Source organism: Polynucleobacter sp. AP-Feld-500C-C5 (assembly GCF_018882265.1).
GTDB lineage: Bacteria > Pseudomonadota > Gammaproteobacteria > Burkholderiales > Burkholderiaceae > Polynucleobacter.
In genome coordinates this window covers 47208-59875 of sequence record NZ_JACVOW010000001.1, presented here as the reverse complement: position 1 = coordinate 59875, position 12668 = coordinate 47208, and the positions used below count along the sequence as shown (strand labels likewise).

At 45.3% G+C, this 12668-nt stretch carries 15 protein-coding genes and 1 tRNA gene; 6 read left to right on the top strand and 10 right to left on the bottom strand.

Going from position 1 to position 12668, the window contains the following annotated elements:
* Positions 1-11 precede the first annotated feature (11 nt).
* On the top strand, positions 12-671 hold the full coding sequence (locus ICN21_RS00300) for a GNAT family N-acetyltransferase (RefSeq protein WP_216175955.1): 660 nt from the start codon (positions 12-14) through the stop codon (positions 669-671).
* 33 nt (positions 672-704) lie between these two features.
* Here ICN21_RS00300 and ICN21_RS00295 read toward each other — a convergent pair whose 3' ends face one another.
* The 3 genes from ICN21_RS00295 to ICN21_RS00285 are packed head-to-tail and all read right to left on the bottom strand — an operon-like array spanning position 705 to position 2356.
* Positions 705-1058: a c-type cytochrome gene (locus tag ICN21_RS00295; RefSeq protein WP_216175954.1), complete on the bottom strand. Its 354-nt coding sequence runs from the start codon at positions 1056-1058 to the stop codon at positions 705-707.
* A 16-nt stretch (positions 1059-1074) separates the two neighbouring features.
* Positions 1075-1725, bottom strand: a complete 651-nt coding sequence (locus ICN21_RS00290; protein ID WP_216175952.1) for a BON domain-containing protein — start codon at positions 1723-1725, stop codon at positions 1075-1077.
* Positions 1726-1753: 28 nt separating this feature from the next.
* Positions 1754-2356: a phosphoheptose isomerase gene (locus ICN21_RS00285; RefSeq protein ID WP_215296090.1), complete on the bottom strand. Its 603-nt coding sequence runs from the start codon at positions 2354-2356 to the stop codon at positions 1754-1756.
* A gap of 106 nt (positions 2357-2462) precedes the next feature.
* Here ICN21_RS00285 and rsmI point away from each other — a divergent pair, with 106 nt between their 5' ends.
* Positions 2463-3368 carry a 16S rRNA (cytidine(1402)-2'-O)-methyltransferase gene (gene rsmI, locus ICN21_RS00280; protein ID WP_216175950.1) on the top strand — a complete coding sequence of 302 codons (906 nt, stop codon included), beginning with the start codon at positions 2463-2465 and terminating at the stop codon, positions 3366-3368.
* A 42-nt stretch (positions 3369-3410) separates the two neighbouring features.
* On the opposite strand, the gene ICN21_RS00275 is transcribed toward rsmI, so the two are convergent.
* Complete coding sequence (locus ICN21_RS00275; RefSeq protein ID WP_251370013.1) at positions 3411-3632, bottom strand: hypothetical protein; 222 nt, start codon at positions 3630-3632, stop codon at positions 3411-3413.
* 101 nt (positions 3633-3733) lie between these two features.
* Here ICN21_RS00275 and ICN21_RS00270 point away from each other — a divergent pair.
* The 3 genes from ICN21_RS00270 to ICN21_RS00260 all read left to right on the top strand — a co-directional run bounded on the left by ICN21_RS00270 (position 3734) and on the right by ICN21_RS00260 (position 5261).
* Positions 3734-3809 (top strand) — tRNA-Arg (locus tag ICN21_RS00270).
* A gap of 82 nt (positions 3810-3891) precedes the next feature.
* Positions 3892-5034, top strand: a complete 1143-nt coding sequence (locus tag ICN21_RS00265; RefSeq protein ID WP_370624033.1) for a fatty acid desaturase — start codon at positions 3892-3894, stop codon at positions 5032-5034.
* 41 nt (positions 5035-5075) lie between these two features.
* Entirely contained in the window at positions 5076-5261 is a 186-nt protein-coding gene (locus tag ICN21_RS00260; RefSeq protein WP_215296088.1) for a hypothetical protein, read from the top strand.
* A gap of 18 nt (positions 5262-5279) precedes the next feature.
* Here ICN21_RS00260 and ICN21_RS00255 read toward each other — a convergent pair whose 3' ends face one another.
* Positions 5280-5924, bottom strand: a complete 645-nt coding sequence (locus tag ICN21_RS00255) for an MBL fold metallo-hydrolase (RefSeq protein ID WP_216861613.1) — start codon at positions 5922-5924, stop codon at positions 5280-5282.
* 65 nt (positions 5925-5989) lie between these two features.
* On the opposite strand from ICN21_RS00255, the gene gcvH reads away from it, so the two are divergent.
* Complete coding sequence (gene gcvH / locus ICN21_RS00250) at positions 5990-6382, top strand: glycine cleavage system protein GcvH (protein ID WP_215296087.1); 393 nt, start codon at positions 5990-5992, stop codon at positions 6380-6382.
* Positions 6383-6385: 3 nt separating this feature from the next.
* On the opposite strand, the gene priA is transcribed toward gcvH, so the two are convergent.
* The 5 genes from priA to atpG all read right to left on the bottom strand — a co-directional run bounded on the left by priA (position 6386) and on the right by atpG (position 12659).
* Positions 6386-8509, bottom strand: a complete 2124-nt coding sequence (gene priA / locus ICN21_RS00245) for a primosomal protein N' (protein WP_216175948.1) — start codon at positions 8507-8509, stop codon at positions 6386-6388.
* 260 nt (positions 8510-8769) lie between these two features.
* Positions 8770-9888, bottom strand: coding sequence for a uroporphyrinogen decarboxylase (gene hemE, locus ICN21_RS00240; RefSeq protein WP_370624034.1), 1119 nt, complete (start codon positions 9886-9888; stop codon positions 8770-8772).
* 9 nt (positions 9889-9897) lie between these two features.
* The gene (locus ICN21_RS00235; RefSeq protein ID WP_215296084.1) at positions 9898-10314 is read right to left on the bottom strand and encodes a F0F1 ATP synthase subunit epsilon; all 417 of its coding nucleotides are present in this window, start codon (positions 10312-10314) and stop codon (positions 9898-9900) included.
* Between the two features lie 21 nt (positions 10315-10335).
* Positions 10336-11736, bottom strand: coding sequence for a F0F1 ATP synthase subunit beta (atpD, locus tag ICN21_RS00230; RefSeq protein ID WP_112202554.1), 1401 nt, complete (start codon positions 11734-11736; stop codon positions 10336-10338).
* 53 nt (positions 11737-11789) lie between these two features.
* Complete coding sequence (gene atpG, locus ICN21_RS00225) at positions 11790-12659, bottom strand: F0F1 ATP synthase subunit gamma (RefSeq protein WP_215296083.1); 870 nt, start codon at positions 12657-12659, stop codon at positions 11790-11792.
* Positions 12660-12668: the final 9 nt, after the last annotated feature.

Here is a 12668-nt window from a genome sequence, read left to right as displayed (position 1 = left end):
AAAATGTTGCTATGCACAATAATAACTTAGCAAACGATCACTTATTTATCCAGACTTATATGGCAGGGAAGGCCGTGCCAGTTCGAGAGCTTCATGCAGGCCACAGGTCAGAAATTCTGAACCATCTATTGCAGTTGGGCGCTGAAGATCGTCGCTTACGTTTTGGCACCCAGACCCCTGATGAAGTTATTCATCACTATGTTGAGAGCCTTAATTTCAAGCGAGATGCTGTTTTTGGCGTCTTTGACCATGATTTAAGGCTCATTGGCATGGCGCATCTAGCGTATTTGCCTGAAATCAAAGGGCAAGCTCACGCCGCTGAATTTGGCGTATCAGTATTGCCAGAGGGAAGGGCGCAGGGGCTTGGAACCGCTCTGCTGCAACGCTCTGCAGTGCACTCACGTAATAGCAATATTCAAACGCTTTATGTTCACTGCCTAGCTAACAACAAAGCAATGATGCATCTAGCTCAAAAAGCTGGCATGACAGTTGAATATGCCTACGGTGATGCTGATGCGTATCTCAAATTGCCGCCGGCAAACTCTGGGACGAATGTTGAGGAGGCCGCTAATGAGCAGTGGGCAGACTTTGATTACGCCCTAAAAGAAAACTTGAAGTTGGCGAATCAAGCTTGGTGGTGGTTCTTAGGCAGACCTCGTCACGCACGCTAAGCTAAAGAGATTGATGCGCGCTGAATTCTCACATCAATTTTGACTCGGTGTACCCCGCAATATCCAGCTAACCAGTAAAGATAAATCCGCTTCATTTAACTTTGAATTCGCGGGCATGGGCACAACCCCCCAAGAACCTGCACCACCTTTAGCGATTTTATTTTTCAAAAATGCTTGCGCATTTGGATTGCTTTTATATTTTTGCGCAACGGATTGGAAGCTTGGTCCCACTATTTTTCTGTCAAGAGCATGACAACCTAAGCAAGCATTTTGCTTTGCAAGCGTAAATGCTTTTTGATCCTCGCTGTCTGCATGCGCATGGGGAATGAAATAAGCAAGCGCTGTAAATATAAAAACTATTTTTACAATTGCTCGCATTGCGGACATCACTAACCCAAAAAAATTACTGGAATTTTGGTGGGCTGTTTGGCGTTGTTTGATCGGCCTTGCCTTGCTTTTCTAGACGATTTTTTTCTTCTACAGAAATTAAGTCAAAGTAAACATAAACATCTTTCACACCATTTGTATTGCTAGCTACTTTTTTTGCTAAGTCAGCTTCGTTCTTTGTCAAGATGCCCATCAGATAGACGCTTGATCCCTCGGCAATAATCGACATAGAGTTTGATGGCAATTGATCTGTAAAGATCATCTGGGTTTTTATTTTCGACTCAAGATAAGAATCGTTAGCACGTGCTGTATATGTGCTGTTAGAGCCAATGATCAATTCATTAAAAACGGTGCGCGCGTTCTTCATCGCCTTTACATATGCGCCTGCTTCGCTTTTGATACCAGCATCTTTTACTTCGCCTGTCAGCAATACTTTTTGATTGAATGAGGCCACGTTAATGTGTGCGTTATCACCAAACTTTTTGCCAAGCGCAGCATTCGCCTCCAACTCAATACCATTATCAATTGCTTGCACTCCTGGAGTACGACGATCAGCCATGACGCTTGCACCCGCAGCAACGCCACCTACAGCCAAAACTCCGCATGCAGATAATTGAGTTGTCATTACTACAGCAATGACTAATTTTCTGAAAGATTGAATTTGCATATGCATTTCTTTAGCGTGTTTAAAAAAATTAATCGAGCAAAATATGATCAACGCCATCACACAGGCTATGCAGTAAAACTAAGTGAGTTTCTTGAATTCTCGCAGTACGAGTTGAGGGCGCACATAAATGAATATCATCCTTATCCAGTAGTGCCGCAATCTTTCCACCACCATTGCCAGTAAGCGCAATAATTTTGATCCCAATTTTTTTTGCAGCTTCAATTGCTTTAATTACGTTCTTAGAGTTGCCAGACGTCGAAATTCCCAAGAGAATGTCGCCTTTTTTTCCAAGGCCACGCACTTGCTTGCTGAAGACTTCGTCATAGCTGTAATCATTGCCAATCGCAGTCAGGATCGAGGTATCCGTTGTCAGTGCAACTGCAGCCAACTCTTGGCGCTCTCTTTCAAATCGACCCATCAACTCAGCGGCAAAGTGTTGTGCATCTGCTGCCGAGCCACCATTGCCACAAGCCATCACTTTACCGCCAGCCTTCAAACAATCGACCATCGCCTGCACACCATGTGCCACAGACTCTGGAAGAATTTTTTCAGCCTCTTGCTTTACCGCAATACTGTCTAAAAAATGTTGAGAGGCGCGCTTGCGCAAACGTTCAATAGTGTCTTTATCCATAGCAATATTATGCGCCAAAGCAAGCCTAAATTCTGATGCAATCAGCTTAACTCAAAAGCAACGTATTCTCTTGCTTATTGATTAACCTTCAGCAGACAATATCCCTATGGAACTAGGCTCATTGGATTTTTTAAAGCAACAGGATTTACCTGCTGGGGCCTTGTATATGATTGCTACGCCGATTGGCAATTTAGGTGACATTACCTTACGCGCACTTCACGTCTTAAATGCAGTAGACGGCATCGCTTGTGAAGACACTAGACATAGTGCCGCACTACTGCAGCAATTTGGCATTCATAAAAAATGTTTGGCCTTGCATGCGCACAATGAGCTTGGCGGCGCCCAAACAGTGATCCAACACCTAGCCAACCATGAGCGCTGGGCCTATATTTCGGATGCTGGGACTCCCGGGGTTTCAGATCCTGGCGCCCGACTTGTAGACGAAGTGCAAAAAGCCGGCTTTCGTGTCATTCCGATTCCTGGTGCCAGCTCGGTATCCTGCGCCATATCTGTATCGGGGTCTGTCATGCTCAACTCCGATGGTCAATTTCAATTCTTGGGTTTTTGGCCACATAAAACTAAAGACCGCGATGCGCTTTTGCACGATATTTGTAGCAGTAAAAAAACGAGCATCTTCTTTGAGTCACCACACAATATTCGTGAAACACTTCTGTTTCTTGCGGGGTCATTAGAAAAAGAGCGCCAAGTTTTTATTTGCCGTGAGCTCACTAAAAAATTTGAGCAACTTGTTTCCATTCAGGCCCAAGAAATTGAATCTTGGATTGAAAATGCTGAGAGCCTTAAGGGAGAATTCATCATACTGATTGCAGGGCGCCACGCCAATGCTGACGAGGCTCCAGAGCATGCCTCTCTAATGCGTTGGGCAAACGCATTAAACCCATATCTAGGCAGCAAAGAGATCGCGGCAGTACTTTCACAAGTGTTGGGCTTAACAAAAAAAGATGCCTATCAAATTGCACTTGACGCGAAAGATAGCAATTCAGAGCAATAAAAAAGCTGGCATATAGCCAGCTTTTTCGAATACTAAAAAATTTTATTTGGCATTAGGGGCCGGTGTGCTGCTGGCCTCTTGCACATTCAACTGGGCCACCGGCTTAATAAGCGCTTCGGAGGTGCTAGAAGAATCGCCGCGCTTACCGTTGTTCACAAACACCATCAACAACAAAATAATAATCAAGGGCACAAAAAAGCTTGCAAACACCACGATGATGAGTTGTTTTGGGGACTTAATAAGGTTTCCGTGCTCGTTGCTCATAAGAATTTATCTTTTAATGCGTTGTAGGGTTGATTTGCGGTGATTATAACTAGAGAGCAAGGATAGAGGCACTTACAATAGCGGGGTAGCCAGTTTTCCTGGCGCCCGTAGCTCAGTGGATAGAGTATTGGCCTCCGAAGCCAAGGGTCGCAGGTTCGATTCCTGCCGGGCGCGCCAAAACAGAAGGGGTATTTGACCTACATCATGCGCAAAACTATGAAAACCGCTATCATTTGGGTCTAAATTATTGATTCTTATCGTGTCTACACATCTAAATTCAGCCCTTTCAGAGCCCTCTCTGACAAATCCTTTGCCTCCTGAGGCGCCCTTGCCACACCGAAAGATTATTCGGAGTTGGTTAATTCCAATGGCACAAGGTGAAACTGGGCGCGCGATCATGTTGCTCATGATCGATGCTTTTTTGTGGCTCAGCTGTATCGCGGGGACGATTTTCGTTGAAAACATTCTGCTCAAAATCATTTTTGGGGTGGTTGCTGGTTTTGTAACCGGTCGCATTTTTATTTTGGGTCACGATGCATGCCATCAAAGCTTCACACCGAGTCGTGAGCTCAATAAGGTGTTGGGTCGCATTGCATTCTTGCCATCCCTGACTCCATATAGCCTTTGGGATGTTGGCCATAACGTAGTGCACCACGGCCAAACCAATTTAAAAGGTTTTGACTTTGTTTGGGCGCCGTTATCAAAAGCAGAATATGACGCACTGTCCCCTGGCCGAAAGGCTCTAGAGCGCCTGTATCGCAGTGGTTGGGGTCCTGTTTTCTACTACCTTATTGAAATTTGGTGGAGACGTGAATACTTCCCCAATGCACAGAACAAACCTGGCGATCGCCCCATTTTCCTTAAAGATAATTTGCTCGTAAGCGCCTTCGGAATAGTCTGGATTGGCTGTCTGATTGCCGGCGCAATCGCTACCGATCAATCCATTTTGGTGGGTTTAGTGACTGGTTTTGCAGTGCCATTCTTATTCTGGAATGGCATGATTGGATTTGTGGTCTATGTTCACCACACCCACCCTTCAGTCTCTTGGTATGACAAAAAATCTGAATGGCTCCGCGCCCAGCCTTTTGTGTCAACTACAGTTCACCTGACTTTTAACTGGATTTGGGGTGCTTTAATGCACCATATCATGGAGCACACTGCGCATCACGTAGACATGAGCGTGCCCCTCTATCGCCTCACAGAGGCCCAAAAAACCCTTGAAACCATCCTTCCAGAGCGTATTTTTGTTCAAAAGTTCTCTTGGGGCTGGTATTTTGATACCGCCCGCAAGTGCAAGCTCTACGACTTTGAAAACAAGGCTTGGCTGGATTTTGACGGTAACAAGACAGCCGATTCTGTCCGGGTTGTCTTAACCCCAATACCAGCAGGACAAAACGGGTAAAATAGATCTCTTTATAAAGATTTGCCTTACCCGGATTGCCCATGACTACCTCGACTCCAGCAGTTACCCAAGATTCTTCCCAGAGCCTCAAGTTTTGCTCTTCTTGCAGTCGCGAAAAACGACTTGAGGGTGGCACATGGATTCCGACTAGCAATCGTAAGCAACGCTGGATTTGCGCTAGCTGCCTCTATAACCGTACCCACCGTACCGGTTCAGCAAAAGCCTAATTTTTTCGTTTTACTGTTTTAAGTGCCATCCCCAACATAGGGGTTAATTTTGCGTTCTTGTCCAAATGTAGACATGGGCCCATGTCCGGGTACAAACTGCACATCATCCCCAAGCGGCAAAAGTTTTGTTTTAATTGCGCTGATCAAGTCGGCATGATTGCCGCGCGGAAAATCTGTTCTGCCAATTGAACCTGCAAACAGAACATCGCCCACGATGGCTAGACGATCTTCTTTATCAAAAAAGACAACGTGCCCCGGCGTATGTCCAGGGCAATGCAATACTTCTAAATCAACATTGCCAACTTGAACATGATCGCCATCATTGAGCCAACGATTTGGCTCAAATACTTTTGCATGACCAAAACCAAAACGCACAGTCTGCTCAGGCAACTGCTCAATCCAAAAACGTTCATCCTCCTGGGGGCCTTCAATGGGAACGCCCAACTGATCGGCCAAATCTTTAGCACAGGCGCAGTGATCTAAATGTCCATGGGTCAACAAAATCTTTTTTACATTGCCGCCCATTTGTTGAACACCATCAAGAATCTTTTCAATATCACCACCTGGATCAACCACGGCAGCATCCCCAGTCTCCTGACAGACCAGAATCGAGCAGTTTTGCTCAAACGGAGTAACTGGGACAATTCCTAATTTAATTGGCATATGTGAATTTTTCAATCAAAGCTAGTTTATGGGACTACGCATAAAATGTTCTCAAAGGATAAAACATGAACAGCCAAGATACATTTAAATTTGCAGAAACTCATGAGTGGGCCGATATGGAAAGTGATGGCCTAGTGTGGGTTGGGATTAGCAATCATGCTCAAGAAGCCTTGGGAGATGTAATGTTCTTTCAAGCGCCTAAGATTGGTCAACTAGTCAAGCAGGGCGAAGCCATTGCGGTAATCGAGTCTGTCAAAGCAGCGAGCGATATTCATGCGCCAGTGAGCGGTGAAATTGTTGAGCTCAATGCGGAAGTCGAAGCCTCTCCCGAGCTTGTCAATGAAAAACCGTATGCAGTTTGGTTATTCAAAATCAAAGCGAGCTCAGATGACAGTCTTATTTCAGAATTCAATCAACTCATGAGTTTAGAAAAATACAGCTCAGGCCCTGGAGCGTAAACATTAGATTGAGATTGGGTCACGCTCAATCAACCAACGAATGCGCTCAAGTTTGCTAATGCGTCCTTGAGAGCTATCTCGCAAATCGCGATCGATTGCCTCTAGAACATCCTGCAGTTGCCTACGATCATCGGACTCGATGACCAGCTGAGCACGCTCATTTCCAGCGACCCGCATAATGCTTTTGGGAACGGGGTCGTAGACCCGGAGACCCTGTGTAATCAGGCCCTGATCTCTTAAGCGTGCTTTTATAGAACTCAAAAACCCAATTGCCTTATCCAAACTCTTGGCTTCAGCGTGGACCAAGCCCTGATAAGAGAAGGGCGGTAATTTAGCCTCATCTCGCTCGCTAGCAATGTGAGATAGAAATCCATCAACATCATGCCTTAACAAATACTGAAATACTGCCGCTTCCGGAAATTGGGTTTCGATATAAATATCACCACTCTGCTCACCATCTTTGTTAGCCCTTCCAGCTCTGCCCGCTACCTGAACGAGCTGTGCAAATAATCTTTCTGCTGCTCGAAAATCTTGGGAGAACAAACGGCTATCCGCATCTAGCACTGCAACCATGCCAATGTTTTGGTAGTCATGTCCTTTAGCAATCATTTGAGTGCCAACTACGATGTCTACATTCCCATCATGAATTTCTTGAAACAGCTCCTCCGCACCTTTGCTCTTACGACTAGAGTCTGTATCCACCCGGAGAACTCTTGCCTTAGGCCAGACCTCTTCAATAGCATCCTCTAACTTTTGGGTGCCTTGGCCCAACGTTTTTAAATCGGCATTACCACAATCAGGACAATGACTAGGAATGGGCTTAACCAAGCCACAGTGGTGGCAACTTAACACTGGCTTACGTCCTAAAGCACCTGCCTTATGCATCACCATATATGAACTGCACTGCTGACACTTCGATAACCATGAGCACGCACTACAGCTCAACACCGGTGCATAGCCTCTTCGATTAATCAATACTAGGCTTTGCTTTTTATCTTGCAAATTTTTATTCATTGCATTTACCAAGGGCTTACTCAATGAAATTTTTGCTGTGGGCCTATCAATATCTCCAGGGCTAAACTGATTCTGTGGATCTCGCGTATTAATTAAATGCACTTTTGGTAGGCTCGCGCCCTGTGCTCGTTGGTCTAAGCGCAGATACTGATAGCGTCCTGATTTAGCTGCCATCCAAGTTTCAAGTGAGGGCGTAGCTGAAGAAAGCAATATCGGAATCTTTAAATCGTGTGCACGCCAAACGGCCAAATCTCTAGCCGAGTAACGAATTCCATCTTGTTGCTTATAAGATGGGTCATGCTCTTCATCAACCACAATTGCACGTAGATTCGGTAATGGAGTTAATACCGCCAATCTTGTACCCAAAATGATTTGCGCTTTTCCGGTAAGCGCTTCATACCAAGCAATGCCACGTTTTTTTTTGCTCACGCCACTATGGAGCACTACCATTTTCTTATCCGGAAAATAAGCGCGCACCCTGCGCTCTAACTGTGGCGTTAAGTTAATCTCCGGCACCAAAATTAATGCTTGAGAATTGTCATTCTGAAGAATGGTTTTTAGCCAATTTAAAAACACAGCCGTCTTTCCGCTACCGGTTTGACCTTGAAGTAGGGCCACTTTAAATTCTTGCGCAATGACATTGGCTCGCAAATCTTTTAAGGCTAACTCTTGAGCTTCATTTAACTGCGCTTCGCTGATATAACCCTCGCTTAGTTTGGGCTCTTCTTTTTTCTTTTTCTTTGTTTCGCCTAGCATTAACTTTGCAGGTATTTTTTCCCAATCTGCTGGCTTTTTCCACATCTGTGGAATTGCTGGAATGATGGTTTCCCCAAGCCCATGAATGTAATACTGACTAGCAAAATTCATTAGTCTGAGTGCCGCTGGATCTAGCATCGGCAATGGGGAAAGCTTAGTTACACCCTTTAATTTCTCAAAATCAGAGTGAGTGCTAACTTTTATCACCACGCCAACCAAAGTTGAGCGCCCAAAAGGCACTTCAACAATATGGCCAATCTCTGGGTAGGCCCCCAGCACCTCTTTATTCCACAAATAATCAAAACCCTGGGCCAAGGGCTTATCGACAACTACTTGAACCACAATGGGTAAGGACATTTACTTCTTTTTTTCTATTTTGCTTGTGGATAAGTCTGTGGATATCATCCAAGAATGATGATTTATAAGCTAATTTACCAGCAATCTGTGCTAGCACTCATTTTGAGCCCAATAGCCAGATAACCATATAAATCAATAACTTATAAGAACTTACGAAAGTTAAAGTTCATCTTTAATCGGAATCTCACTGAATTTTAATTATGACCAAAATTGTGCATAACTTTTGTCTAAAAATACTGAAAGTTAGCAAATACTATGGATTATTGCTTTGATCTAAGAGCCCTGGAGTGCTGAATAACGGTTTCTGTTAAAGCAGTTACGCTTTCTGGCGGGGTAAATTGAGAGATCCCGTGACCCAGATTAAATACATGTCCATCCAATGGATGGAGGCCTGGCTTGAGAGTAGGAGCACTCGCCAAATCATCTAGTAAAGCACTTGCCTGCTGAGCGATCTGCTCAGGCTCTGAGAACAAAATCAGAGGATCCAGATTACCTTGTAATGCCAAAGGCTTATTTAAAGACAGCAACTGTTTACGTGCGCGACTGAGAGACATGGTCCAGTCAATGGCAATAACATCGGCGCCAACTTGTGCCATATCGTTTAACCAGATACCGCCGCCTTTTGTAAACATGATCACTGGAATTTTTCTACCTTCATGCTCACGCGGTAACAATGCAATCACTTTTTGCATCGAGGCCAAAGACATTTTTTGATACCAACCATCTGGCAGCATTCCACCCCAAGTATCAAAAATCATCAACGCCTGTGCACCCGCTTTTAATTGCTCAGTAAGATAAGCGGCAACCGATTGTGCATTGATATCTAGAACATGCTGCAACAAATCAGGGCGACTAAACATCATCGTCTTGGCATGACGGAAATCATCTGAACTTGAACCATCAATCATGTAGCAAGCTAATGTCCATGGGCTTCCTGAGAAGCCAATCAAAGGAACGCGTTGTTTGCCATTCTGGATCAAAGCTTTACGGATCTCAGAGACAGCATCAAATACGTACTTGAGCTCACTCATATCTGCTACGCGTAATTTCTTAACCGCTTCTTCAGTACGAAGCGGATGATCAAAGCTAGGGCCTTCACCAGCAGTAAATTTCAATCCCAATCCCATAGCATCTGGGACAGTCAAAATATCAGAGAATAAAATGGCTGCATCTAATGGATAGCGATCTAAGGGCTGAAGTGTTACTTCAGTCGCGTATGCAGGATTTTTTGCAAGCCCTAAAAAACTTCCCGCCTTAGCCCGTGTAGCGTTGTATTCAGGAAGGTATCGCCCAGCTTGGCGCATGAGCCAAAGCGGTGTTTGATCAACCGCTTCACCCAAGCAGGCTTTTAAAAAACGGTCGTTTAACAGCAAGGGGATAACCAGCGCTTACTTTTTGCGACGGAAGCGGGCGATAGCAGCCAACTGTGCAGCGGCCATAGCGAACTCGGACTGAGCCAAAGCCAAATCAAAATCGGTGCCACGGTTTTGCATGGCTTCTTCAGCACGCTTCTTAGCTTCGAGCGCTTTGGCTTCATCAAGATCATGACCTCGAATAGCAGTATCTGCTAATACGGTCACGTGGTCTGGCTGAACCTCTAAATAGCCACCCGCCACGAAAACGAACTCTTCGTCACCATCGGCTTTTTCAATACGAACTGAACCTGGACGAATACGTGTGATCAAAGGAGTGTGGCCGTGCAAAATGCCGAGCTCACCAGTTTCGCCAGGAAGCGCGACAAATTTGGCTTCCCCGCTAAAAATAGAGTGCTCAGCACTTACTACATCGACGCGTATGGTTGACATAATTTCCCTAGATGAAATCGATTAAAGCTTCTTGGCTTTCTCGATGGCTTCATCAATTGAACCCACCATGTAGAACGCTTGCTCTGGCAAGTGATCCAACTCACCACTGACGATCATCTTGAAGCCACGGATGGTTTCTTTCAATGGAACGTATTTACCTGGTGAACCAGTGAACACCTCAGCAACGTGGAAAGGCTGGGACAAGAAACGTTGAATCTTACGAGCACGAGCCACGGCCAACTTGTCTTCAGGAGACAATTCGTCCATACCCAAAATCGCAATAATGTCACGCAACTCTTTGTAGCGTTGCAATGTCATCTGAACCGAGCGAGCTACTTCATAGTGCTCTTGACCAACCACTTGTGGGTCGAGCTGACGGCTGGTGGAGTCAAGTGGGTCAACCGCTGGATAAATACCCAAAGCCGCAATATCACGTGACAACACAACAGTAGAGTCTAAGTGCAAGAAGGTTGTCGCTGGTGACGGATCAGTCAAGTCATCAGCAGGAACGTAAACAGCCTGAATGGAAGTAACAGAACCTGTCTTCGTAGAGGTAATACGCTCTTGCAATTTACCCATCTCTTCAGCCAATGTAGGCTGGTAACCCACAGCAGAAGGCATACGACCAAGCAAAGCAGAAACTTCAGTACCAGCCAATGTGTAACGGTAGATGTTGTCAACGAAGAACAAAATATCACGGCCTTCGTCACGGAATGCTTCAGCCATGGTCAAACCTGTCAACGCAACGCGCAAACGGTTACCTGGAGGCTCATTCATCTGACCAAACACCATCGCTACTTTATCGATAACGTTAGATTCTTTCATCTCGTGATAGAAGTCATTACCTTCACGAGTACGCTCACCAACACCAGCAAACACTGACAAGCCTGAGTGTTGTTTAGCAATGTTGTTAATCAATTCCATCATGTTGACGGTCTTACCAACACCCGCACCACCGAACAAGCCAACCTTACCGCCTTTAGCGAATGGGCAAACCAAGTCGATCACCTTAATGCCGGTTTCGAGCAGATCAACAGAAGGGGATAGTTCATCAAACTTTGGTGCTGGCTGGTGAATGGCGCGACGCTCTTCAGTAGCAATTGGGCCTGCATCATCAATTGGGCGACCCAATACATCCATAATGCGGCCAAGTGTTGCTGGGCCAACTGGAACAGAAATTGGCTTACCAGTAGATTTCACTTCCATGCCACGACGCAAGCCATCGCTTGCACCCATTGCAATCGCGCGAACTACGCCGTCACCGATTTGTTGCTGAACTTCAAAGGTCAAACCTTTTTCAGCAAATGATTTTTCACCGCTTTCAACTAATGTCAACGCATCATAAATGTTTGGCATTTTGTCGCGTGGGAACTGAATGTCCACCACTGGACCGATACATTGCACGATATTTCCGTTACTCATCGCTTTCTCCGCTCTTAATTCCTAAATTCTTTGTATTCCTAAACGCTGACCGCTTAAACAGCAGCCGCTCCACCAACAATTTCTGACAACTCTTTGGTAATGGCAGCTTGTCGTGTTTTGTTGTAATCCAATTGCAATTCGCCAATCACGTTCTTCGCATTATCTGAAGCGGCCTTCATTGAGACCATGCGTGCAGATTGCTCAGAAGCCATGTTTTCAGCAACGGCTTGGTAAATCATTGCTTCAACGTAACGCTTCAACAGGCCATTTAAGATGGACTCAGCGTCAGGCTCATAGATGTAATCCCAAGAGGGGCCTGCTTTATCTTCAGGAGTCAAAGCAGCTGGCTCTAAAGGCAAAAGCTTCTCTAAAACAGGCTCTTGTTTCATTGCATTTACAAAACGGGTATATGCCAAATAGACCGCATCAATCTCACCTCTCTCAAACGCCTCTAACTGGGCAGTAATTGCGCCAATCAAAACATCTAAATGCGGTGTGTCACCAATTTGGATTGTTTGAGAAATGAGTTTCGCTTTTGAACGATTCAGAAATTGCAGGCCTTTTGAACCAATCGCGGTGTACTCAATACCAACATTTTTGTCTTGCAACTCACGCACTTGGTTAGCAATCAAACGCAGTACGTTGGTATTCAAACCGCCGCATAAGCCTTTGTCTGTTGTAACCAAGATCGTGCCAACTTTCTTTACTTCACGAGTCGCCATGTAAGCAGGGCGGTACTCAGGATTTGCTTTAGAAAGATTGGCCACAATTTCACGAATTTTTTCAGCATATGGGCGCGCATTACGCATGCGCTCCTGGGCGCGACGCATCTTGGATGCGGCGACCATTTCCATTGCCTTCGTGATCTTGCGCGTGTTTTGCACGCTCTTGATCTTTGATCGTATCTCTTTTGTGCCGGCCATGATCTCTAT

Bases quoted from the DNA above. Each gene is read 5' to 3' on its own strand.
- ICN21_RS00300 (WP_216175955.1), top strand. From the start codon at position 12: ATGCACAATAATAACTTAGCAAACGATCACTTATTTATCCAGACTTAT.
- ICN21_RS00295 (WP_216175954.1), bottom strand. From the start codon at position 1,058: ATGTCCGCAATGCGAGCAATTGTAAAAATAGTTTTTATATTTACAGCG.
- ICN21_RS00290 (WP_216175952.1), bottom strand. From the start codon at position 1,725: ATGCAAATTCAATCTTTCAGAAAATTAGTCATTGCTGTAGTAATGACA.
- ICN21_RS00285 (WP_215296090.1), bottom strand. From the start codon at position 2,356: ATGGATAAAGACACTATTGAACGTTTGCGCAAGCGCGCCTCTCAACAT.
- rsmI (WP_216175950.1), top strand. From the start codon at position 2,463: ATGGAACTAGGCTCATTGGATTTTTTAAAGCAACAGGATTTACCTGCT.
- ICN21_RS00275 (WP_251370013.1), bottom strand. From the start codon at position 3,632: ATGAGCAACGAGCACGGAAACCTTATTAAGTCCCCAAAACAACTCATC.
- ICN21_RS00260 (WP_215296088.1), top strand. From the start codon at position 5,076: ATGACTACCTCGACTCCAGCAGTTACCCAAGATTCTTCCCAGAGCCTC.
- ICN21_RS00255 (WP_216861613.1), bottom strand. From the start codon at position 5,924: ATGCCAATTAAATTAGGAATTGTCCCAGTTACTCCGTTTGAGCAAAAC.
- gcvH (WP_215296087.1), top strand. From the start codon at position 5,990: ATGAACAGCCAAGATACATTTAAATTTGCAGAAACTCATGAGTGGGCC.
- priA (WP_216175948.1), bottom strand. From the start codon at position 8,509: ATGTCCTTACCCATTGTGGTTCAAGTAGTTGTCGATAAGCCCTTGGCC.
- ICN21_RS00235 (WP_215296084.1), bottom strand. From the start codon at position 10,314: ATGTCAACCATACGCGTCGATGTAGTAAGTGCTGAGCACTCTATTTTT.
- atpD (WP_112202554.1), bottom strand. From the start codon at position 11,736: ATGAGTAACGGAAATATCGTGCAATGTATCGGTCCAGTGGTGGACATT.
- atpG (WP_215296083.1), bottom strand. From the start codon at position 12,659: ATGGCCGGCACAAAAGAGATACGATCAAAGATCAAGAGCGTGCAAAAC.